The following is a 21844-nucleotide window of genomic DNA, read 5'->3' as shown; positions in this document are numbered from 1 at the left end:
GCGAACTCCGGCCGCCAATAACTTATCCACAGGCTTACCAGTTGTAGCTGACCGAACCCAGCAAAGTTCGGCTGTCCCCCCAATAGCAGCGGCCGGCATCGTTACAGCCCGATACATATTCCTTGTCGAACAGGTTCTTGGCGTTCAGATCCACTGACCAGTTCTTGTCGATCTGATAACCGATAGCCGCATCCACCAGCGTCACGTCACCAGAATCAAGCTTGCCGTACAGCGAACTTGCCGTGTAGGCAAAGGTGCTGTCGAAGTAGCGAATGCCGCCGCCAACGTGTAGTCCGTTCAGATAGCCATCAAGAAAGCGGTATTTGGCCCAGGCCGATGCCTGATTACGCGGCACGCCGGTGATTTGATGACCTTCGATCAACGAGCCGGCGGTGTCCTTGATCACCCGGGCATCGGTGTAGGTGTAGGAAGCCGTCAGATTCAGGTTGCGATTGATGTCACTGTTGACCTCCAGCTCCACGCCCTTGGAGCGGCTTTTGCCCACCTGGCGGTAACTGGCGCTGGTTGAATCGAAATAGGTGTCGTCTTTTTTGCGCAAGTCGAAGACCGACGCGGTCATGGTGGTGTTCCAGCCCGCTGGTTCGTATTTCAAACCCACTTCATATTGCTCGCTGGTAATCGGGTCCAGCGGCGAACCGCCGTTGGAAATCTGTTGCACCGGGACAAATGCGGTGGAATAGCTGACATACGGCGTCAGGCCGTTGTCGAACTGGTACATCACCCCGCCCTGATAGGTGAATTTCTGATCGTTGGAGTTGATATCGCTGGCAGGCGCCAGTTTGTTGCGGAAATCACTCTCGACCCAATCCTGACGCCCGCCCAACAGGAAGATCCAGTTGTCGTACTTACTCTGGATCTGCGCATACAAACCCTGCATCTGCTGTTCGAGCAGGGTGTTCTGCACGGCAATTGAAGTCACCGGGTCCTGTGTATAAATAGGGTTGTAGATATTGATGCGCCCGGCCGAACCGGCATCCCAGTCCTGGCTGAATGAAGTTCGGTCGAAACTGGCGCCGAAGAGCACGGTGTTCTCCAGTCCACCGGCGTTGAATTTGCCTTCGAGCTGGTTATCCAGCGAATACACCATGGACTTGTTGTAACGGTCGTAAGCGGTAACGTTCAGCAAGGTGCCAAAGCCTGCGTTATTCAGATTGCCCGGCCAAGTCTCGTGGCGAGTAATCCGCGACTGCAAATAGCGCGAGTTCTGCCGGAACTGCCAATCGTCGTTGAAGCTGTGGCTGAACTCGTAGCCCGCACTCCAGGTTTCGCGCTCGAAGGTGTTCCAGTCCGGCACGCCGAGCATGGTGTCCTTGTCCAGCTTGCCATTGGGATTGCGCAACAGGGTGCCAGCGGCAGGCAGGCCAAGCTCCATGTTGGTGTGATCTTTCTGGTAGTTGGTCAGTAAGGTCAGCGTGTTGTAGTCGTCGAAGTTCAGAGTCATGGATGGCGCGATGTAAATACGGTCGTCCGGGACATGATCGGTTTGTGTATCGGCCTTACGGCCCATCATGACCACGCGCCCGAGAATATTGCCGCTGTCGTCCAGCGGACCCGAGATATCCACACCCAGCTGACGGCGATTATTCGAGCCATAACTGAGCTGAACTTCGCCTTGGGGAATGGCAGTCGGGCGTTTGCTCACAACATTGACTAGCCCGCCCGGCGCATTTTCCCCGTACAAAATCGACGAAGGCCCACGAAATACTTCGACCCGCTCCAGCCCGTAGGGCTCGGTGGTGGTGTCATAACGATTGCCCTGCACACGCAAACCGTCACGCAACAGGCCGTAGCCATAATCGGTAGCGTTGAAACCACGGATGAAAAACAGATCACCCGCCAAGTTATCCCCAGCCGCAAAGGGTGGCGCGAAAATGCCTGGTACATAGCCGAGGGCTTCGGTGAGGGTTTGGGTTTTCTGATCTTTCATGCGCTGGCCGGTTACCACGGACACCGAGCGCGGCGTTTCCGACAGCGGCGTGTCGGTCTTGGTGCCGATGCGGCTCTTTTCAGCCTTGTAACCCACATCCAGCGTGCGGCCCTGACTGGCCTCATCCGCCTGGAAACTGTTCACATTGGTGGGGCCGAGCACCACTGACCCGTTCTCCGGGACCGGCTGCAGGATGTAACTGCCCGGCGCCTGCGCCACGACTTGCAGCCGGGAACCCTGCAGCAATACGGCGAAACCCTGCTCGACCGAGTAATTACCTTGCAGCCCGGAGCTGCGGCGATTGGCGGTCTGCTCAGGAGAAAACGACAAAATCACATTGGCCGCCGAGGCAAACTGACTCAACGCGCTGTCCAGCGGCCCGGCACTGATATTGAAATTCTGCGTAACGCTGGCGGCAATGGCGCTGTTTGTCGCCAAAGCGAAGCCGACGCCGCTGGCCATCAACAGGCTGTAGCTGAAGCATTGTCGGAAAAGACGCTGGCGAGCACGAAGCGGGAGCGGTGGAAAGCGCATGGTCTTGAAGGCCCTGAAGGATTGAATTTCGCGTTTACCTGTAGGGCCGTGCCATGCAAAAAAAAGATAACCCTGTGGATAGATTTATTTTGAGGCGGGATTCGATCAGGCAGTGCTCTTGACCGAAACCCAATAACGGGTGAAATGGCTGACGCGAATTGGCAGCGTCGCTTGCAGGTTGGCCAGCACCGCATCGACGGCATCGAGACGGAACGCTCCCGATACCCGCAATCGTGCAGCGTGCTCGTCACAGTGCATAACGCCCGGGCGATAGCGACTCAGCTCCTCAATCAGATCCCCGAGGCGGGCGTTGAGCACCACCAGTTGCCCGTCAACCCAGGCCACCTCGGCATGCGTAAAGGAGCGTTCCGGATTGGCGCGATGATCGTCAAAATCTGCGCTTTCCCCTGCTCTGAGTAGAACCGGATTGCCGGTGGGTTCCTTTGGCAGCAGGCTGACCTGGTCTTCCAGTACGCCGACCCGAGTCGTGGTTTTCAGTTGCCGAACCGAGAAACGCGTGCCTAACGCCTGAACGCGGCCCTGGCGGGTTTCGACAAAAAACGGCCGGGTGTCGCCGCGTTTGCCGGTCTGGACAAGGATTTCGCCTTCGCGCAGGCGGATCAGGCGTTGCTGACCGTCAAACACCACGTCGATAGCAGTGTCGGTGTTCAGCTCGATCTGACTGCCATCGGCCAGTTCTATGTGTTGACGCTGGCCGACAGGCGTCCGGTAATCAGCCCAGACATTGCCCAGGCTGGTGTGCTGCTTGATATTCCAGCCCACGTACCCGACGCCGGCGATCACCAGCATCAGTTTGAGAATGTCCCTACGCTGGCGCGGCTCGGACAGCGCGCGCCGCGTCAGATCGGGCGGTAACGCACCAAGCCCGCGTTGCAGTTGCTCCATCTGATTCCAAGCGGCCTGATGGGTCGGATCACTGTTCAGCCATTTCAGCCAGGCGCGTTGCTCGGCAGGCGTCGGCGGTTCCACCTGAAACTGCACGTACCAACTGGCCGCCGCCTGGAAAACCTTGCGATCCGGCACATTGATCATGCCAATCCCGCCAGGAGCATCGAGCATTCCGTGAACGCGCGAATCATGTGCTTCTTCACAGTGGTCAGGGAAACCTGCAACTGCTCGGCTATCTGTTGATAAGTCAGGCCATCGATCTGCGACAGCAGAAAGATGCGATGGACCCGTGGGCCAAGGCTCGCCAGGGTTTTATCCACAGCGACCAGAGTTTCGATGATCAGTGCCTTGTCCTCTTCACTGATGACCGTGAGTTCAGGTCGGGCAGCCAAGGATTGCAGGTAAGCCTGCTCAATGGCGCGTCGTCGATACCGGTCAATGACCAGCCCTCTAGCGACAGTTGCCAGGTAGTCCCGAGGCTCGCGGATCTGCGCCGCATTCGCCGAGCCGAGAATCCTCACGAACGTATCGTGAGCCAGATCGGCGGCATCGCACGCATTGGACAGCTTGCCCTTGAGCCAGCCATGCAACCACGAGTGATGCTGCTCATAAATACGCTGGACTGCGGTCGTGTGGGATTGAGAGGACATAGGCAAGGAGAGCGAGTTAATGATAATGCCTATTATTAGCTTTTGTTTCTGGAACCCACAAGAGCGCCGATACGCGCGTTTTTCAGGATTTATTGACGGCCCTTAATAAAAATCCCGTGATCCATGAGGTCGCCCAGACTGATTTTTTTGGCCAATTTCAAAGAATTTCGCGATTAAGCCCTGTGTATAACGCACCTTTAGCTCGGTTGATAAGCGGGGGTTAAACCTGAGGAAAAACCTGCCTGTGGACAAGTACCGTTTTAATCCACAGGCTCAAGGCAGTTATCCCAACCCCTCATTGGCACATGACCACAGACTTTTGAATCTCTGTACATATTGATATATAAGGCCTGTAGCATTCTATCCACAGAAATGGTGCTCAGTAGAAATAAACATAAAAACAAAGATTCTATAAATCTTCTCTCTTTTAATTTCTATATCTAAGAGTTTTCCACAGCTGGTTAAATTTTGTTCAACGGGTTCCTTTCAGGGGGGTGAAGTCCCTATACTTGTCAGCTATCCCAAATTCCCATCTACAACAGGCACGAGGTGCGTGGTGGATTTCCCTTCCCGTTTTGAAGTGATCGTCATCGGTGGCGGTCATGCCGGTACCGAGGCCGCACTGGCGTCGGCACGTATGGGTGCAAAAACCCTTCTGTTGACCCATAACGTGGAAACGCTGGGTCAGATGAGCTGTAACCCGGCGATCGGTGGCATCGGTAAAAGCCATCTGGTCAAGGAAATCGACGCCCTTGGCGGCGCCATGGCGATGGCTACGGACAAAGGCGGTATTCAATTCCGCGTTTTGAATAGCCGCAAAGGCCCGGCGGTGCGGGCGACCCGTGCTCAGGCAGACCGCGTCCTGTACAAGGCCGCGATCCGTGAAGCCATCGAAAACCAGCCGAACCTGTGGATATTTCAACAAGCCTGTGACGACCTGATCGTCGAGCAGGATCAGGTACGTGGTGTCGTGACCCAAATGGGCCTGCGCATCATGGCCGACTCGGTTGTGCTGACGACCGGCACCTTCCTGGGTGGACTTATCCACATAGGGATGCAGAATTATTCGGGTGGTCGCGCCGGAGATCCGCCGTCGATTGCCCTGGCACAACGCTTACGTGAATTACCGCTACGCGTCGGTCGCCTGAAAACCGGTACGCCGCCGCGCATCGATGGTCGTTCGGTAGATTTCTCGGTGATGACCGAGCAACCGGGTGATACGCCGATTCCGGTCATGTCGTTCATGGGTTCCAAGGAACAGCATCCGGCCCAGGTCAGTTGCTGGATCACCCATACCAACGCTCGTACCCACGAAATCATTGCCGCAAACCTTGATCGTTCGCCGATGTATTCGGGAATCATCGAAGGTGTCGGCCCGCGCTATTGCCCATCGATCGAAGACAAGATCCACCGCTTTGCCGACAAGGAAAGCCATCAGGTCTTCATCGAGCCGGAAGGGCTGAACACGCACGAGCTGTATCCAAACGGCATTTCCACCTCCCTGCCGTTTGACGTTCAGCTGCAAGTGGTGCGCTCGATTCGCGGTATGGAAAACGCCCATATCGTGCGTCCTGGCTATGCCATCGAATACGACTATTTCGACCCTCGTGACCTGAAATACAGCCTGGAAACCAAGGTCATCGGCGGCCTGTTCTTCGCTGGCCAAATCAACGGCACAACCGGTTACGAAGAGGCCGGAGCCCAGGGTTTGCTGGCCGGAGCCAACGCTGCATTGCGCGCTCAGGGCAAGGAAAGCTGGTGTCCGCGACGTGACGAGGCGTACATCGGCGTGCTGGTCGACGACCTGATTACCCTGGGAACCCAGGAACCGTACCGGATGTTTACCTCACGGGCGGAGTACCGTTTGATCCTGCGTGAAGACAACGCCGACCTGCGTCTGACCGAGAAGGGGCGCGAGTTGGGTCTGGTCGATGACCAGCGCTGGGCCGCTTTCTGCACCAAGCGCGAAAGCATTGCCCGCGAAGAGCAGCGTCTGAAAAGTACCTGGGTTCGTCCCGGTACCGAACAGGGCGAAGCCATTGCCAGTCATTTCGGCACGCCGCTGACTCACGAATACAATTTGCTCAACCTGCTGACCCGTCCGGAGATCGACTACGCCAGCCTGGTGTCTATCACCGGTGACGGCTGCCTGGATCCGCAAGTGGCCGAACAGGTCGAGATCAAGGCCAAGTACGCCGGTTACATCGACCGGCAGCAGGATGAAATCGCCCGGTTACGTGCCAGCGAAGACACTAAACTTCCTGAAGATATCGACTACACCGGCATTTCCGGCCTGTCGAAAGAAATTCAGAGCAAGCTGGGGATAACTCGACCGGAAACCCTCGGACAGGCTTCACGCATCCCCGGCGTTACCCCGGCGGCGATTTCCCTGTTGATGATTCATTTGAAAAAACGCGGCGCGGGCCGTCAGTTGGAGCAAAGCGCTTGAGTTCTATGGTCACCCCGCAACACGCCGAAGAGTTATCCCGTGGCGCCCAACAGCTGGGGGTAAACCTCAGCGAAAGCCAGCACACCCAGCTGCTGGCTTACCTGGCACTGCTGATCAAGTGGAACAAGGCCTACAATCTCACTGCGGTGCGTAATCCCGATGAGATGGTTTCGCGGCATTTGCTCGACAGTTTGAGTGTCGTCCCTTTCATCGAAGGCCCGCGTTGGCTCGATGTCGGCAGTGGCGGCGGCATGCCGGGCATTCCATTGGCTATCCTGTTTCCGGAGATGAAAGTCACCGTACTGGACAGCAATGGCAAGAAAACACGATTTCTGACCCAGGTTAAACTTGAGCTCAAGCTCGACAATCTGGAAGTTATCCACAGCCGTGCAGAGTCTTATCAGCCCGCAGTACCGTTTACCGGGATTGTTTCCCGGGCGTTCAGCAGCCTCGAGGACTTTACCGGGTGGACCCGTCATATGGGTGACACCGATACGCGATGGCTGGCGATGAAAGGGCTGCATCCTGCCGATGAGCTGGTAGCATTACCGGCAGATTTTTACCTCGATAGCGCACAAGCCTTGACCGTTCCAGGTTGCCAAGGCCAACGCCATCTGCTGATACTGCGCCGCACGGCATGACTGGGAACACAAGCAAGAATGGCTAAGGTATTCGCGATAGCGAACCAAAAGGGTGGTGTGGGCAAAACCACCACCTGCATCAACCTCGCAGCGTCACTGGTCGCGACCAAGCGCCGCGTCCTGTTGATCGATCTCGACCCGCAAGGCAACGCTACGATGGGTAGCGGTGTGGATAAGCACGGGCTGGAAAACTCCATTTACGATGTACTGATCGGCGAATGCGATCTGGTGCAAGCCATGCAGTTTTCCGAGCATGGCGGTTATCAGCTGCTGCCGGCCAACCGCGACCTCACGGCTGCGGAAGTCAATCTGCTGGAAATGCAGATGAAGGAAAGTCGCCTGCGCAATGCGCTGGCGCCGATCCGCGAGAATTACGACTACATCCTCATCGACTGTCCGCCGTCGCTGTCGATGCTCACATTGAACGCTCTGGTTGCGGCCGATGGGGTAATTATCCCCATGCAATGCGAATACTTTGCCCTCGAAGGGCTCAGTGACCTTGTGGATAACATCAAGCGCATTGGCGAACTGCTCAACCCGCAGCTGAAGATCGAAGGCCTGTTGCGAACCATGTATGACCCTCGCCTGAGCCTGATCAACGACGTTTCTGCCCAGCTCAAGGAACACTTTGGCGAACAGCTGTACGACACGGTGATTCCGCGCAACATCCGTCTGGCCGAGGCGCCGAGTTTCGGCATGCCGGCGCTGGCGTATGACAAGTCATCGCGCGGTGCGCTGGCCTACCTGGCTCTGGCCGGGGAAATGGTTCGTCGTCAACGGCGCACTACGCGCACAGCTCAGCCAACTTAAGGGAATCCCATGGCCGTCAAGAAACGAGGTCTCGGACGTGGGCTGGACGCACTTCTGAGCAGTCCAACCGTCAGTTCGCTGGAAGAACAGGCCGTCAAGGCCGATCAGCGCGAATTGCAGCACGTACCGCTGGATCTGATCCAGCGGGGCAAATATCAACCGCGCCGCGACATGGACCCGCAAGCCCTCGAAGAGCTGGCCCAGTCCATCAAGGCCCAGGGCGTGATGCAGCCCATCGTGGTGCGGCCGCTTGCCGATAACCGTTTTGAAATCATTGCCGGTGAGCGCCGCTGGCGTGCCAGCCAGCAGGCCGGGATGGAGACCATTCCCGCGATGGTGCGCGATGTGCCGGATGAAACGGCTATCGCCATGGCGCTGATCGAGAATATTCAGCGAGAGGATCTCAATCCCATCGAGGAAGCGGTCGCCCTGCAGCGTTTGCAACAGGAATTCCAGCTGACCCAGCAGCAAGTCGCCGACGCGGTGGGTAAGTCCCGCGTCAGCGTGGCCAACCTGCTGCGTCTGATTGCGTTGCCTGAAGTCATCAAGACCATGCTGTCCCATGGCGACCTGGAAATGGGTCATGCTCGCGCGTTGCTCGGTTTGCCCGAAGACAGGCAGGTCGAAGGGGCGCGACACGTTGTCGCACGTGGCCTGACTGTGCGTCAGACAGAAGCCCTGGTTCGCCAGTGGTTGAGCGGAAAACCGGCCGCTGCTGAGCCGGTAAAAACCGATCCCGACATCAGCCGCCTGGAACAGCGATTGGCCGAGCGGCTGGGCTCCGCGGTGCAAATTCGCCATGGGCAGAAGGGAAAAGGTCAATTAGTCATCCGATATAACTCACTGGATGAGCTTCAGGGTGTGCTCGCACACATCCGCTGAAACAATTGCTGTGTAGCGTGTAGTCGGAAATCACTACCTGACGGTTGAATAGGGGCTTAAGCGCCCCTATACTCTGCGCGCATTTTGTCGGCACATTTTATGCCAAGTTATTGATTTTGGCGGCCGACGCACTAGGAGCAGTTGTGATGGAATCTCGCATGCCAAACCGCTTGCCGTTCCATCGCCTGGCGGTTTTCCCGGTATTGCTGGCTCAATTTATTGTCCTGCTGCTGGCAGCCTTGGCGCTGTGGCAGTGGCACGGGGTCGTAGCTGGATATTCAGGGCTGTGCGGAGGCCTGATAGCTTGGCTCCCCAATTTGTATTTCGCTCATAAGGCTTTCCGGTTCACCGGGGCTAGAGCAGCGCAAGCCATTGTCCGGTCTTTCTATGCCGGCGAGGCGGGCAAACTGATTTTAACGGCAGTGCTGTTTGCACTGACGTTCGCAGGTGTGAAGCCATTGGCGCCGCTGGCTGTATTCGGCGTCTTCATGCTGACCCAACTGGTCAGCTGGTTCGCACCGGTGCTTATGAGAACAAGACTTTCGAGACCTTAGGGCGTTTGAGGCAACCATGGCAGAGCAAACAGCTTCGGGCTATATCCAGCACCACTTGCAGAACCTGACCTTTGGTCATTTGCCGGACGGCACTTGGGGCTTCGCCCACGATGCGGCCGCGGCGAAGGAAATGGGTTTTTGGGCTTTCCACGTCGATACTCTCGGCTGGTCGGTCGCACTGGGTCTGATCTTCGTCCTGATTTTCCGCATGGCGGCAAAAAAGGCGACTTCAGGTCAACCAGGTGCACTGCAGAACTTCGTTGAAGTGCTTGTCGAATTCGTCGACGGCAGCGTGAAGGACAGCTTCCACGGTCGTAGCCCGGTGATTGCACCGCTGGCACTGACCATTTTCGTCTGGGTTTTCCTGATGAACGCCGTCGACCTTATCCCGGTCGACTGGATTCCTCAGCTGGCGATCATGATCACCGGGGATTCTCACATTCCGTTCCGTGCGGTATCGACGACTGACCCTAACGCGACCCTGGGCATGGCCCTGTCGGTGTTTGCGTTGATCATCATCTACAGCATCAAGGTCAAGGGCATCGGTGGTTTCATCGGCGAACTGACCCTTCACCCGTTCGGCAGCAAGAACATCTTTGTTCAGGCGCTGTTGATTCCGGTGAACTTCCTGCTTGAATTCGTGACTCTGATTGCCAAACCGATTTCGTTGGCACTGCGTCTGTTCGGCAACATGTACGCTGGCGAGCTGGTGTTCATCCTGATCGCCGTCATGTTCGGCAGCGGCCTGCTCTGGCTCAGCGGCCTGGGCGTGGTTCTGCAATGGGCGTGGGCTGTATTCCACATCCTGATCATTACCTTGCAGGCGTTCATCTTCATGATGCTGACCATCGTTTACTTGTCGATGGCTCACGAAGACAACCATTAAGACTCGCCTGGCGCGTCTGGATGTACCTCTCGTTTCGGCGAGAGGATAGCCGCGAGCGGGTAACCGCAAGGGCTGATGCTGGAAACGATTTGTTTTACCGCTTTAATCTAAAAAACCTAACCAATACGACGTAAAAGTCGGGAGGAAAGATGGAAACTGTAGTTGGTCTAACTGCTATCGCTGTTGCACTGTTGATCGGCCTGGGCGCACTGGGTACTGCAATCGGTTTCGGCCTGCTGGGCGGCAAGTTCCTGGAAGGCGCTGCTCGCCAACCAGAAATGGTTCCAATGCTGCAGGTCAAAATGTTTATCGTTGCCGGTCTGCTCGACGCCGTGACCATGATCGGTGTTGGTATCGCTCTGTTCTTCACCTTTGCGAACCCCTTCGTTGGTCAACTCGCTGGCTAATCTCTCGAATATTCGAGGTGATTGGTGTGATGGACAACGAACGAGCGAGGTGTTGGCGTGAACATTAATGCAACCCTGATTGGCCAGTCCGTTGCGTTCTTCATTTTTGTGCTGTTCTGCATGAAGTACGTTTGGCCTCCGGTCATTACGGCTTTGCACGAACGTCAGAAGAAGATCGCGGATGGACTGGACGCTGCCAGCCGAGCAGCTCGCGACCTGGAGTTGGCCCAAGAGAAAGCGGGTCATCAACTGCGCGATGCAAAAGCTCAGGCAGCTGAAATCATTGAGCAAGCCAAGAAACGCGGTACTCAGATTGTCGACGAAGCCCGGGAACAGGCTCGCGTTGAAGCTGAACGTGTGAAGGCTCAGGCTCAGGCCGAGATCGAGCAGGAACTGAACAGTGTCAAAGATGCGCTGCGCGCCCAATTGGGTAGCCTGGCAGTCAATGGTGCAGAGAAGATCCTGGGTGCCACAATCGATCAAAACGCGCACGCGGAGCTGGTTAATAAACTGGCTGCTGAAATTTAAGCGAGGGCGATCATGGCAGAACTGACCACGTTGGCCCGACCTTACGCTAAGGCAGCCTTCGAGTACGCCCAGGCTCACCAGCAACTGGCCAATTGGTCAGCCATGCTCGGCCTGGCTGCAGCGGTGTCGGAAGACGACACCATGCAGCGCGTACTCAAGGCCCCGCGACTGACGAGCGCAAACAAGGCCACCACTTTTATTGAAGTGTGTGGCGACAAGTTCGATGCCAAGGCACAGAATTTCATCCACATCGTTGCTGAAAACGACCGTCTCCCGCTTTTGCCGGAGATCGCCGAACTGTTCGACCTGTACAAGGCCGAGCAGGAAAAATCAGTCGATGTCGATGTCACCAGTGCTTTTGCATTGAACCAAGAACAGCAAGACAAACTCGCCAAGGTTCTCAGTGCACGGCTCGGCCGGGAAGTGCGCCTGCACGCTGTGGAGGATGCCACCCTTATCGGTGGTGTCGTAATCCGCGCCGGCGACCTGGTTATCGATGGCTCAGTTCGCGGCAAACTCGCGCAACTAGCCGAAGCATTGAAATCTTGAGTTTGAAGGGGCAGCAGAGCAATGCAGCAACTCAATCCTTCCGAAATAAGTGAAATCATCAAGGGTCGCATCGACAAGCTCGATGTAACCTCCCAAGCCCGTAACGAAGGCACAGTCGTCAGCGTATCTGACGGCATCGTGCGGATTCACGGTCTGGCCGACGTAATGTACGGCGAGATGATCGAGTTTCCGGGCGGCGTCTACGGTATGGCGCTGAACCTTGAGCAAGACTCTGTAGGTGCTGTGGTACTGGGCGCTTACACGACTCTGGCTGAAGGCATGAGCGCCAAGTGCACTGGCCGCATCCTTGAAGTTCCGGTTGGTCCGGAACTGCTCGGCCGCGTAGTCGATGCACTGGGTAACCCAGTTGACGGCAAAGGCCCTCTGAACAACGTCATCACTGACGCTGTCGAGAAGGTTGCACCGGGCGTGATCTGGCGTAAGTCGGTCGACCAGCCTGTGCAGACCGGCTACAAAGCCGTCGATGCCATGATTCCAGTCGGCCGTGGCCAGCGTGAGCTGATCATCGGTGACCGTCAGATCGGTAAAACCGCTCTGGCCATCGACGCAATCATCAACCAGAAAGACAGCGGCATCTTCTGCGTCTACGTAGCAATTGGTCAGAAACAATCGACCATCGCCAACGTGGTTCGCAAACTCGAAGAAAACGGCGCGTTGGCTAACACCATCGTCGTTGCTGCCAGTGCTTCCGAATCCGCTGCGCTGCAATTCCTTGCACCGTACTCGGGTTGCACCATGGGCGAGTATTTCCGCGACCGCGGTGAAGACGCGCTGATCGTTTATGACGATCTGTCCAAGCAAGCAGTGGCTTACCGCCAGATTTCCCTGCTGCTGCGCCGTCCACCAGGCCGTGAAGCTTACCCAGGCGACGTGTTCTATCTCCACTCCCGTCTGCTGGAACGCGCATCGCGTGTTTCCGAAGAATACGTAGAGAAGTTCACCAATGGCGCAGTGACCGGCAAAACCGGTTCCCTGACCGCGTTGCCGATCATCGAAACCCAGGCTGGCGACGTTTCCGCGTTCGTTCCGACCAACGTGATTTCCATCACTGACGGTCAGATCTTCCTGGAATCGGCCATGTTCAACTCCGGCATCCGTCCGGCTGTGAACGCCGGTGTTTCGGTATCCCGTGTGGGTGGTGCTGCGCAGACCAAGATCATCAAGAAGCTCTCCGGTGGTATCCGTACCGCTCTGGCTCAGTACCGTGAACTGGCGGCATTCGCCCAGTTCGCTTCTGACCTGGACGAAGCGACCCGTAAGCAACTTGAGCATGGTCAGCGCGTTACCGAGCTGATGAAGCAGAAGCAATATGCACCAATGTCGATTGCTGACATGGCGCTGTCGCTGTATGCCGCTGAGCGTGGGTTCCTGATCGACATCGAAATCGCCAAGATTGGCAGCTTTGAACAAGCGCTGATTGCTTACTTCAACCGCGATCACGCCGATTTGATGGCGAAGATCAACGTGAAGGGTGACTTCAATGACGAAATCGACGCTGGCATGAAAGCTGGTGTCGAGAAGTTCAAGGCCACCCAAACCTGGTAAGCCGCAGCGGGGGCCGAAAGGCTCCCGCTTGCTAACCTGATAGGTGTTACATGGCAGGCGCAAAAGAGATTCGCAGCAAGATTGCGAGCATCAAAAGCACGCAAAAGATCACCAGCGCCATGGAAAAAGTGGCGGTCAGTAAAATGCGCAAGGCTCAAATGCGCATGGCTGCTAGCCGTCCTTACGCGGAGCGCATCCGCCAGGTGATTGGTCATCTGGCCAACGCCAACCCGGAATACCGCCACCCGTTCATGATCGAGCGCGAAGTAAAGCGTGTCGGTTATGTCGTAGTGAGCAGTGACCGTGGTTTGTGCGGTGGCTTGAATACCAACCTGTTCAAGGCTTTGGTCAGGGACATGGCGGTAAACCGTGGAAACGGCGTAGAGATCGATCTGTGTGTGGTCGGCAGCAAAGGTGCGGCATTTTTCCGCAACTTCGGCGGTAACGTCGTCGCTGCGATCAGCCACTTGGGCGAAGAGCCGTCGATCAATGATTTGATCGGCAGCGTCAAGGTGATGCTGGATGCCTACCTGGATGGCCGTATTGATCGCCTGTCCGTGGTATCCAACAAGTTCATCAACACCATGACCCAGCAGCCAACGGTGGAGCAATTGATTCCGCTGGTGGCAACCCCGGATCAGAAACTCAAGCACCACTGGGACTATCTCTACGAACCGGACGCCAAAGAGCTGCTTGACGGCTTGATGGTTCGCTACGTTGAGTCGCAGGTGTACCAGGCGGTGGTCGAGAACAACGCAGCTGAACAAGCAGCGCGGATGATCGCGATGAAGAACGCCACAGACAACGCCGGTGATTTGATCAGCGATTTGCAGCTGATCTACAACAAGGCGCGTCAGGCAGCGATCACCCAAGAGATCTCGGAAATCGTCGGCGGCGCTGCCGCGGTTTAACGGTTCAAATATTAGAGGAACCAGCTAATGAGTAGCGGACGTATCGTTCAAATCATCGGCGCCGTGATCGACGTGGAATTCCCACGCGATAGCGTACCGAGCATCTACAACGCGCTGTTGGTTCAAAGCGCGGCAGCGACCACCCTGGAAGTTCAGCAGCAGCTGGGCGACGGCGTGGTTCGCACCATTGCGATGGGCTCCACCGAGGGCTTGAAGCGTGGTCTGGAAGTTACAGACTCTGGCGCAGCCATCTCCGTACCGGTCGGTAAAGCGACTCTGGGCCGGATCATGGACGTGCTGGGCAACCCGATCGACGAAGCCGGTCCAATCGACACCGAAGAACGCTGGGGCATTCACCGTCCTGCGCCAACCTTCGCTGAGCAGGCGGGCGGCAACGATCTGCTGGAAACAGGCATCAAGGTTATCGACCTGGTTTGCCCGTTCGCCAAAGGCGGTAAAGTCGGTCTGTTCGGTGGTGCCGGTGTAGGCAAAACCGTAAACATGATGGAACTGATCCGTAACATCGCCATCGAGCACAGCGGTTATTCCGTGTTCGCCGGTGTGGGTGAGCGTACCCGTGAGGGTAACGACTTCTACCACGAGATGAAGGACTCCAACGTTCTGGACAAAGTGGCACTGGTTTACGGTCAGATGAACGAGCCGCCGGGTAACCGTCTGCGCGTAGCATTGACCGGCCTGACCATGGCCGAGAAATTCCGTGACGAAGGTAACGACGTTCTGCTGTTCGTCGACAACATCTATCGTTACACGCTGGCCGGTACTGAAGTATCCGCACTGCTGGGCCGTATGCCTTCCGCAGTAGGTTACCAGCCGACCCTGGCCGAAGAGATGGGTACTCTGCAAGAGCGCATCACTTCGACCAAAAACGGTTCGATCACTTCCATCCAGGCGGTATACGTACCAGCGGATGACTTGACTGACCCGTCGCCAGCGACCACGTTTGCCCACTTGGATGCAACCGTCGTACTGTCCCGTGACATCGCTTCCCTGGGTATCTACCCAGCGGTAGATCCACTGGATTCGACTTCGCGCCAATTGGACCCGAACGTAATCGGCCAGGAACACTACGACACCGCTCGCGGCGTACAGTACGTGTTGCAGCGCTACAAAGAACTGAAGGACATCATTGCGATCCTGGGTATGGACGAGCTGTCGGAGACCGACAAACAGTTGGTTAACCGTGCTCGTAAGATCCAGCGCTTCCTGTCGCAACCGTTCTTCGTGGCTGAAGTCTTCACTGGTGCATCGGGTAAATACGTTTCCCTGAAAGACACCATTGCCGGCTTCAAAGGCATCCTCAACGGTGACTACGACCACCTGCCAGAACAAGCGTTCTACATGGTCGGCGGCATCGAAGAAGCGATCGAGAAAGCCAAGAAACTGTAATCCCAGCGCCCGGCAACGGGCGCTAATCAGGTCGAGGCAAGCAAATGGCTATGACAGTCCATTGCGATATCGTCAGCGCGGAAGGAGAAATTTTCTCCGGTCTGGTCGAGATGGTGATTGCGCACGGCAACCTGGGTGATATCGGTATCGCTCCAGGCCACGCGCCGCTGATCACTGATCTGAAACCAGGTCCGATCCGCTTGATCAAGCAGGGCGGAGCAGCCGAGGTGTATTACATCTCGGGTGGTTTCCTCGAGGTTCAACCGAACATGGTCAAGGTGCTTGCCGACACTGTGCAACGCGCTGATGACCTGGACGAAGCCTCTGCTCAGGCAGCCGTAAAGGCAGCCGAGAAAGCTCTGCACGAAAAGGGCGCAGATTTCGATTACGGATCTGCAACCGCTCGTCTGGCCGAGGCCGCAGCCCAGCTGCGTACCGTTCAGCAAATTCGCAAGAAATACGGCGGCTAACCCCGCCATCATTCTGCGCGATTGAGTAAAAGGGTAGCCTCGGCTACCCTTTTTCTTTTTTCAGGATCAGCCCACCCGGATTCACGGGTTCGCGGCTCGCTCAGTTGGAAGCCCCCATGTCTCTCGATATCGTTATTCTCGCCGCTGGCCAAGGCACTCGCATGCGTTCGGCCCTGCCCAAGGTCCTTCATCCGGTCGCCGGCGATTCCATGCTTGGGCATGTTATCCACAGCGCCCGCCAGCTTTCGCCGCAACGCATCCATGTAGTGATCGGACATGGCGCGGATGTCGTGCGTGAGCGTCTGGCTGCAGATGATCTGAATTTCGTCATGCAGGACAAGCAACTGGGTACCGGCCATGCGGTTGCACAAGCGCTGCCGGAACTGACTGCCGAGAACGTGCTGATCCTTTACGGCGATGTACCCCTCATCGAAGTCGAAACCCTTCAACGTCTGCTGAAAAAGGTCAACGCCGAGCAACTGGGTTTGTTGACCGTCAATCTCAACGATCCGACGGGTTACGGCCGCATCGTGCGGGACGAACAGAATCGTGTCTGTGCCATCGTCGAGCATAAAGACGCAACTGAAGCTCAGAAAGCCATTACCGAAGGCAACACCGGAATTCTTGCTGTGCCGGGCAAGCGTCTGGCGGAATGGTTGGGACGGCTGTCGAACAACAACTCCCAAGGCGAGTATTACCTGACGGACGTGATCGCCATGGCGGTCGGCGACGGCCTGGTGGTGGCGACCGAGCAGCCTCACGACGCCATGGAAGTGCAGGGCGCCAATGACCGCAAGCAACTGGCGGAACTGGAACGTCACTATCAATTGCGCGAAGCCCGCCGCTTGATGGCTCAAGGCGTTACGTTGCGTGATCCGGCGCGCTTTGACGTGCGCGGCGAGGTGACCGTGGGTCGCGACGTGCTGATTGATATCAACGTGATCCTCGAAGGCCGGGTGATTATCGAAGACGACGTGGTGATCGGGCCTAACTGCGTGGTTAAGGACAGCACCTTGCGCAAAGGCGTTGTCATCAAAGCTAACAGCCATATCGACGGCGCGATCATGGGTGAGGGCAGCGATGCCGGTCCGTTTGCCCGTCTGCGTCCGGGAAGCGTGCTGGAAGCCAGGGCGCATGTGGGTAACTTCGTCGAGCTGAAAAATGCTCATCTGGGTGAAGGTGTGAAAGCGGGCCATCTGACCTACCTTGGCGATACCGTGATTGGTGCACGCACCAACATCGGCGCTGGCACCATCACGGTCAACTACGATGGAGCCAACAAGCACCAGACCCTGATTGGCGAAGATGTATTCATCGGCTCCAACAATTCACTGATTGCGCCTGTGAGTATCGGCGATGGCTCGAACACCGCCGCCGGTTCGACCATCACCCAGGATGTGGATAAGTCGCAACTCGCCGTCGCCCGCGCTCGCCAGCGCAACATCGAAGGCTGGAAGCGTCCGGTGAAGATCAAGAAGCCGTAGGACCGGATTTATCCGGGAGGGCGCCGGGGAAATTGGCAAATCCCGGCGCCTGATCGTAACCCCTCGCGGATAAATCCGCTCCTACAGCTTGTTTTTTTCCGCTCAATAGGTTTTGATTGCCTTCGTTATCTTTCGAAACGAAACAAAACCGTGTCCATATCGAAACGCAACACCCCCCAGCGTCGCCACAACATCATCGCCTTACTCAATGAGCAGGGCGAAGTCAGTGTGGATGAACTGGCGAAACGCTTCGAAACTTCCGAGGTTACGATTCGCAAGGATTTGACCGCACTCGAAAGCAACGGCTTGCTGCTGCGCCGTTATGGCGGTGCGGTCACGTTACCTCAGGAGCTGATCACCGAAGGCGGTCAGCCGGTCTCGAAATACAAGCAGGCTATCGCTCGTGCTGCCGTTGCCAGGATTCGCGAACACGCGCGAATCATCATCGACAGCGGCAGCACCACCGCCGCGATGATTCCGGAACTGGGTCAGCAGCCAGGACTGGTGGTGATGACCAACTCGCTGCATGTTGCCAGCGCCTTGTCCGAGCTGGAACACGAGCCGGTGTTGTTGATGACTGGCGGAACCTGGGACCCGCATTCCGAGTCCTTTCAGGGCCAGGTCGCCGAGCAGGTGCTGCGATCCTACGACTTCGACCAGTTATTCATCGGTGCCGATGGCATCGATCTGAATCGTGGTACTACCACCTTCAACGAATTACTGGGCTTGAGCCGGGTGATGGCTGAAGTGGCCCGAGAAGTGGTGGTGATGGTCGAAGCCGACAAAGTCGGTCGCAAGATACCCAATCTGGAGCTGCCCTGGAGCAGTGTCCACACCCTGATTACCGATGATCGCCTGCCCATTGAGGCACGCGAACAGATTGAAGCCCGCGGCATAACGTTGATTTGCGCCGCCGTCAGCTAGGAGAAAACTTATGTGTGGAATCGTTGGTGCCGTCGCGGAACGTAATATCACCGCCATCTTGCTCGAAGGCCTCAAGCGTCTGGAATACCGCGGCTATGACAGCGCCGGTGTAGCCGTTTTCAGCAATGCCGGTGTGCTTGAACGCCGTCGCCGCTCGGGGAAAGTCAGCGAACTGGAACAGGCCTTGGCCGGTGAGCCGCTGGTGGGCCGTCTCGGCATCGCGCACACCCGTTGGGCGACTCATGGCGCGCCATGCGAACGCAACGCCCACCCGCATTTCTCCGGCGAGGAACTGGCGGTTGTCCACAACGGCATCATCGAAAATCACGAAGCCCTGCGTGAGCGCCTCAAAGGTCTCGGCTATGTGTTCGCTTCTGATACCGATACCGAAGTCATCGTCCACTTGCTGCACCACAAGCTCAAGGACACGCCGGACCTGACTGTCGCCCTGAAAGCGGCAGTCAAGGAATTGCACGGCGCTTACGGTCTGGCTGTGGTCAGTGCGAAACAACCGGATCGTCTGGTCGCCGCTCGCAGTGGCAGCCCGTTGGTGATTGGCCTGGGTCTTGGGGAAAACTTCCTCGCCTCCGATCAAATGGCCCTGCGTCAGGTCACTGACCGTTTCATCTACATGGAAGAGGGCGACATTGCCGAGATTCGTCGCGACAGCGTACAGATCTGGGCGGTAGACGGCCTGCCGGTAGAGCGCGAAACCGTGCAGTATCGCGAAGGTGCGGAAGCGGCCGACAAGGGCGCGTTCCGTCACTTCATGCTCAAGGAAATCCACGAGCAGCCAAAAGTCGTGCAACGCACGCTTGAAGGTCGCCTCGGACAGCAGCAAGTATTGGTCCAGGCCTTTGGCCCGCTGGCCGCCGAGTTGTTCGCCAAAGTTCGCAATGTGCAGATCGTCGCCTGTGGCACCAGTTACCACGCTGGCATGGTGGCGCGTTACTGGCTGGAAGGGTTGGCCGGCATCCCGTGTCAGGTCGAAGTCGCCAGCGAGTTCCGCTACCGCAAGGTCGTGGTCCAGCCGGACACGCTGTTCGTCTCCATCTCGCAGTCCGGCGAAACCGCCGACACCCTGGCTGCGCTGCGCAATGCCAAAGAGCTGGGCTTCCTCGCCAGCCTGGCGATCTGCAACGTCAGCATCAGCTCGCTGGTGCGCGAGTCGGACCTGACGTTGCTGACCCAGGCCGGGCCGGAAATCGGTGTCGCTTCCACCAAAGCCTTCACCACCCAATTGGTCGGCCTGCTGCTGCTGACGCTGTCGCTGGGTCAGGTGCAGGGCACATTAGGTGAAGGTGTCGAAGCCGAGCTGGTTGAAGAGCTGCGCCGTCTGCCGACTCGTCTGGGTGAAGCGCTGGCCATGGATAACACCATCGAGAAAGTTGCCGAGCTGTTTGCCGAGAAGAATCACACCCTGTTTCTCGGCCGTGGCGCGCAATTCCCGGTGGCGATGGAAGGCGCGCTCAAGCTTAAGGAGATTTCCTACATCCACGCTGAAGCCTACCCGGCTGGCGAGCTCAAGCATGGTCCGTTGGCGCTGGTTGACAGCGACATGCCAGTGGTGACCGTTGCGCCGAACAACGAGCTGCTGGAAAAACTCAAATCCAACCTGCAGGAAGTCCGCGCCCGTGGCGGTGAGTTGATCGTGTTTGCTGACGAACAAGCCGGCATGACCAATGGCGAAGGCACTCACGTGATTGCCATGCCGCACATCATCGATGCGCTGGCACCGATCCTCTACACCATCCCGCTGCAACTGCTCTCGTACTACGTGGCAGTGCTCAAGGGGACGGACGTCGATCAGCCGCGCAACCTGGCCAAGTCGGTGACTGTAGAATAAGTTATCCACAGAGAACAAAACTCTGGTCTTTGAGAATTAAAGCTGTCGCTTGTGAATTAAAACGGTCGCAAGCGGCCGCTTTCCCCCTTCGCGTTTTCATGACGCCGCNTGGTCTTTGAGAATTAAAGCTGTCGCTTGTGAATTAAAACGGTCGCAAGCGGCCGCTTTCCCCCTTCGCGTTTTCATGACGCCGCGAACGTCGCTAGCTGAGGCTCCCAAGAAGCACTGGTTCGCAGTGAGAGGTCGGAAGCGATCTGTCACCGCATCACGTTGCCGGTTTCGAGTCGTTCAAACCAGGATCTGAACCGAGTTGATGCTTATCTATGCTTTTACGTATACAGCAGGACGAGACTATTCGCTCCTACATCGAGCGCAGCACGTTTCTTTCAGAGCAGCATCTTTTCAAAAAATCCTATGCTATTGATGAGCTGACCATCTCTGATTTCAGAGACGTAGCATCTATGTTGGGATGGCATGGATGCTATGGATTCAACCGGCTCTTGCATAATCACACCATCCAACCATTGTTGTCGGTATTCAAAAACCCTCAAGACATGGCTTATTCAGGCACCAAGTATATTTCCCAGAGCGCCGAATATGGAATTGGGTTCGAACCAAACCCTAAATTTTGCCCAGAGTGTGTAAGGTCTGATATTTCTTCGCTGGGTTACTCTTATTGGCGTAGAAACGCAATCGGCGGCTTGACGGTGTGCCCGGTACATAACGTCGTGCTGGAAGCCAAATGTCCTATGTGCAGCAAGCGGTTTGATTCGCCGGGCCACGGCCTTGATGTGATGTGGAAAGGATGTAAAGGTGAATATCTGCAAGGGTGCGCATCACGACTAAACCCTGATAGTTCTGCGCTAAAACGCTCGATTGTCTTCGAGGAAATTTGCAGCTATCCATTCCATATCCCTTTGTTGCCTGCTTTGGAAACATTGTCGTTAAGACTTTGCTCAGGTGTGGCGAAGAAACGAATGAAGGCTTCTCAGGTTGAACTTTTTGAGGTCTTATCTAAGATAATCAATGAGCAGTTGACGCGGTTTAAAAAGCTTTCTGGTGATAATGTCGGATATTATTTCGAATCAGTAGATTTTGACGCGATGTTCAACGCTCTAGCGCTTTTGTATGTTGATTTTGAGGAGTTCATCAGAGACTTGGTCAGATCAGAAGAAGGTATGCGCGACATCACTTCGTTATGGTCGACATTTCGCGCTGGAGGGCATGAGTCAGCTTTCTATATCCGAGAGGATTACACTTCAGGTGTGGGTGAATGGTATTGTCCATTCCCTTCGTCCCGATCTCCAGAGTTCGGTAGCGGTGATTATGTGAGAATATAGTCTACCCCTGCTGCCGGATTGATTATCCTAAAGAGCCTGGTGTTGAACGGTCTCCAATGTGGGTTGATCCACACAATCCAGCTATCCCTTGTTTAGGCTCATAGCGCTCGTATGAGCAGTGGCTATAGAAGAGCCATGATAGTATTTCC

Annotated in this window: 20 protein-coding genes; 17 read left to right on the top strand and 3 right to left on the bottom strand. The window is 56.4% G+C overall.

The annotated features are described in order from the left end of the window. Positions 1-34: 34 nt before the first annotated feature. The 3 genes from AFK24_RS08125 to AFK24_RS08115 form a co-directional block, all read right to left on the bottom strand. Positions 35-2410, bottom strand: a complete 2376-nt coding sequence (locus tag AFK24_RS08125) for a TonB-dependent siderophore receptor (protein WP_139110470.1) — start codon at positions 2408-2410, stop codon at positions 35-37. Positions 2411-2587: 177 nt separating this feature from the next. Next, positions 2588-3535 (bottom strand): FecR domain-containing protein, encoded by a 948-nt coding sequence (locus tag AFK24_RS08120; RefSeq protein WP_065832763.1) that lies wholly within the window; start codon positions 3533-3535, stop codon positions 2588-2590. Then, positions 3532-4041 (bottom strand): sigma-70 family RNA polymerase sigma factor, encoded by a 510-nt coding sequence (locus AFK24_RS08115; protein WP_065832762.1) that lies wholly within the window; start codon positions 4039-4041, stop codon positions 3532-3534. Before AFK24_RS08115 ends, AFK24_RS08120 begins: the two co-directional genes overlap by 4 nt. A 556-nt stretch (positions 4042-4597) precedes the next feature. On the opposite strand from AFK24_RS08115, the gene mnmG reads away from it, so the two are divergent. From mnmG to AFK24_RS08030, 17 genes are all read left to right on the top strand, one after another. After that, entirely contained in the window at positions 4598-6490 is a 1893-nt protein-coding gene (mnmG, locus tag AFK24_RS08110; RefSeq protein WP_065832761.1) for a tRNA uridine-5-carboxymethylaminomethyl(34) synthesis enzyme MnmG, read from the top strand. Positions 6491-6495: 5 nt separating this feature from the next. Continuing rightward, entirely contained in the window at positions 6496-7131 is a 636-nt protein-coding gene (rsmG, locus tag AFK24_RS08105; protein WP_080482079.1) for a 16S rRNA (guanine(527)-N(7))-methyltransferase RsmG, read from the top strand. Between the two features lie 18 nt (positions 7132-7149). Beyond that, on the top strand, positions 7150-7941 hold the full coding sequence (locus AFK24_RS08100; RefSeq protein WP_020292039.1) for a ParA family protein: 792 nt from the start codon (positions 7150-7152) through the stop codon (positions 7939-7941). 9 nt (positions 7942-7950) lie between these two features. Continuing rightward, a complete protein-coding gene (locus tag AFK24_RS08095) occupies positions 7951-8823 on the top strand; it encodes a ParB/RepB/Spo0J family partition protein (RefSeq protein ID WP_020292040.1) in 873 nt (290 codons plus the stop codon). A 146-nt stretch (positions 8824-8969) separates the two neighbouring features. Beyond that, on the top strand, positions 8970-9377 hold the full coding sequence (locus AFK24_RS08090; RefSeq protein WP_020292041.1) for a F0F1 ATP synthase subunit I: 408 nt from the start codon (positions 8970-8972) through the stop codon (positions 9375-9377). A 16-nt stretch (positions 9378-9393) separates the two neighbouring features. Continuing rightward, entirely contained in the window at positions 9394-10263 is an 870-nt protein-coding gene (gene atpB, locus AFK24_RS08085) for a F0F1 ATP synthase subunit A (RefSeq protein WP_020292042.1), read from the top strand. A 149-nt stretch (positions 10264-10412) separates the two neighbouring features. Continuing rightward, positions 10413-10670, top strand: coding sequence for a F0F1 ATP synthase subunit C (gene atpE, locus AFK24_RS08080; RefSeq protein ID WP_002555987.1), 258 nt, complete (start codon positions 10413-10415; stop codon positions 10668-10670). Between the two features lie 57 nt (positions 10671-10727). After that, a complete protein-coding gene (locus AFK24_RS08075) occupies positions 10728-11198 on the top strand; it encodes a F0F1 ATP synthase subunit B (RefSeq protein WP_020292043.1) in 471 nt (156 codons plus the stop codon). A gap of 12 nt (positions 11199-11210) precedes the next feature. After that, a complete protein-coding gene (locus AFK24_RS08070) occupies positions 11211-11747 on the top strand; it encodes a F0F1 ATP synthase subunit delta (RefSeq protein ID WP_065832759.1) in 537 nt (178 codons plus the stop codon). 21 nt (positions 11748-11768) lie between these two features. After that, positions 11769-13313: a F0F1 ATP synthase subunit alpha gene (gene atpA / locus AFK24_RS08065; protein ID WP_065832758.1), complete on the top strand. Its 1545-nt coding sequence runs from the start codon at positions 11769-11771 to the stop codon at positions 13311-13313. Positions 13314-13363: 50 nt separating this feature from the next. Beyond that, positions 13364-14224, top strand: coding sequence for a F0F1 ATP synthase subunit gamma (gene atpG, locus AFK24_RS08060; protein WP_020292046.1), 861 nt, complete (start codon positions 13364-13366; stop codon positions 14222-14224). A gap of 27 nt (positions 14225-14251) precedes the next feature. Next, entirely contained in the window at positions 14252-15631 is a 1380-nt protein-coding gene (atpD, locus tag AFK24_RS08055; RefSeq protein ID WP_065832757.1) for a F0F1 ATP synthase subunit beta, read from the top strand. 44 nt (positions 15632-15675) lie between these two features. After that, positions 15676-16101: a F0F1 ATP synthase subunit epsilon gene (locus AFK24_RS08050; RefSeq protein WP_020292048.1), complete on the top strand. Its 426-nt coding sequence runs from the start codon at positions 15676-15678 to the stop codon at positions 16099-16101. A 116-nt stretch (positions 16102-16217) separates the two neighbouring features. Next, positions 16218-17585 carry a bifunctional UDP-N-acetylglucosamine diphosphorylase/glucosamine-1-phosphate N-acetyltransferase GlmU gene (glmU, locus tag AFK24_RS08045; RefSeq protein ID WP_065832756.1) on the top strand — a complete coding sequence of 456 codons (1368 nt, stop codon included), beginning with the start codon at positions 16218-16220 and terminating at the stop codon, positions 17583-17585. 156 nt (positions 17586-17741) lie between these two features. After that, positions 17742-18509, top strand: a complete 768-nt coding sequence (locus tag AFK24_RS08040; protein ID WP_065832859.1) for a DeoR family transcriptional regulator — start codon at positions 17742-17744, stop codon at positions 18507-18509. A 10-nt stretch (positions 18510-18519) separates the two neighbouring features. Further along, complete coding sequence (gene glmS, locus AFK24_RS08035) at positions 18520-20355, top strand: glutamine--fructose-6-phosphate transaminase (isomerizing) (RefSeq protein WP_065832755.1); 1836 nt, start codon at positions 18520-18522, stop codon at positions 20353-20355. 323 nt (positions 20356-20678) lie between these two features. Then, positions 20679-21695, top strand: a complete 1017-nt coding sequence (locus tag AFK24_RS08030; RefSeq protein WP_065832754.1) for a TniQ family protein — start codon at positions 20679-20681, stop codon at positions 21693-21695. Positions 21696-21844: the final 149 nt, after the last annotated feature.

Origin of the sequence: Pseudomonas syringae (assembly GCF_001698815.1) — a bacterium.
Lineage (GTDB): Bacteria > Pseudomonadota > Gammaproteobacteria > Pseudomonadales > Pseudomonadaceae > Aquipseudomonas > Aquipseudomonas syringae_A.
Note: the sequence above shows the minus strand (reverse complement) of the source record. Positions and strands in the feature narration are given on the sequence as shown.

What these genes read in the sequence shown, in the direction of transcription:
- AFK24_RS08125 (WP_139110470.1), bottom strand. Translation starts at nt 2,410, where the DNA reads ATGGCCAGCGGCGTCGGCTTCGCTTTGGCGACAAACAGCGCCATTGCC.
- AFK24_RS08120 (WP_065832763.1), bottom strand. Translation starts at nt 3,535, where the DNA reads ATGATCAATGTGCCGGATCGCAAGGTTTTCCAGGCGGCGGCCAGTTGG.
- AFK24_RS08115 (WP_065832762.1), bottom strand. Translation starts at nt 4,041, where the DNA reads ATGTCCTCTCAATCCCACACGACCGCAGTCCAGCGTATTTATGAGCAG.
- rsmG (WP_080482079.1), top strand. Translation starts at nt 6,496, where the DNA reads ATGGTCACCCCGCAACACGCCGAAGAGTTATCCCGTGGCGCCCAACAG.
- AFK24_RS08100 (WP_020292039.1), top strand. Translation starts at nt 7,150, where the DNA reads ATGGCTAAGGTATTCGCGATAGCGAACCAAAAGGGTGGTGTGGGCAAA.
- AFK24_RS08095 (WP_020292040.1), top strand. Translation starts at nt 7,951, where the DNA reads ATGGCCGTCAAGAAACGAGGTCTCGGACGTGGGCTGGACGCACTTCTG.
- AFK24_RS08090 (WP_020292041.1), top strand. Translation starts at nt 8,970, where the DNA reads ATGGAATCTCGCATGCCAAACCGCTTGCCGTTCCATCGCCTGGCGGTT.
- atpB (WP_020292042.1), top strand. Translation starts at nt 9,394, where the DNA reads ATGGCAGAGCAAACAGCTTCGGGCTATATCCAGCACCACTTGCAGAAC.
- atpE (WP_002555987.1), top strand. Translation starts at nt 10,413, where the DNA reads ATGGAAACTGTAGTTGGTCTAACTGCTATCGCTGTTGCACTGTTGATC.
- AFK24_RS08070 (WP_065832759.1), top strand. Translation starts at nt 11,211, where the DNA reads ATGGCAGAACTGACCACGTTGGCCCGACCTTACGCTAAGGCAGCCTTC.
- atpA (WP_065832758.1), top strand. Translation starts at nt 11,769, where the DNA reads ATGCAGCAACTCAATCCTTCCGAAATAAGTGAAATCATCAAGGGTCGC.
- atpG (WP_020292046.1), top strand. Translation starts at nt 13,364, where the DNA reads ATGGCAGGCGCAAAAGAGATTCGCAGCAAGATTGCGAGCATCAAAAGC.
- atpD (WP_065832757.1), top strand. Translation starts at nt 14,252, where the DNA reads ATGAGTAGCGGACGTATCGTTCAAATCATCGGCGCCGTGATCGACGTG.
- AFK24_RS08050 (WP_020292048.1), top strand. Translation starts at nt 15,676, where the DNA reads ATGGCTATGACAGTCCATTGCGATATCGTCAGCGCGGAAGGAGAAATT.
- glmU (WP_065832756.1), top strand. Translation starts at nt 16,218, where the DNA reads ATGTCTCTCGATATCGTTATTCTCGCCGCTGGCCAAGGCACTCGCATG.
- glmS (WP_065832755.1), top strand. Translation starts at nt 18,520, where the DNA reads ATGTGTGGAATCGTTGGTGCCGTCGCGGAACGTAATATCACCGCCATC.
- AFK24_RS08030 (WP_065832754.1), top strand. Translation starts at nt 20,679, where the DNA reads ATGCTTTTACGTATACAGCAGGACGAGACTATTCGCTCCTACATCGAG.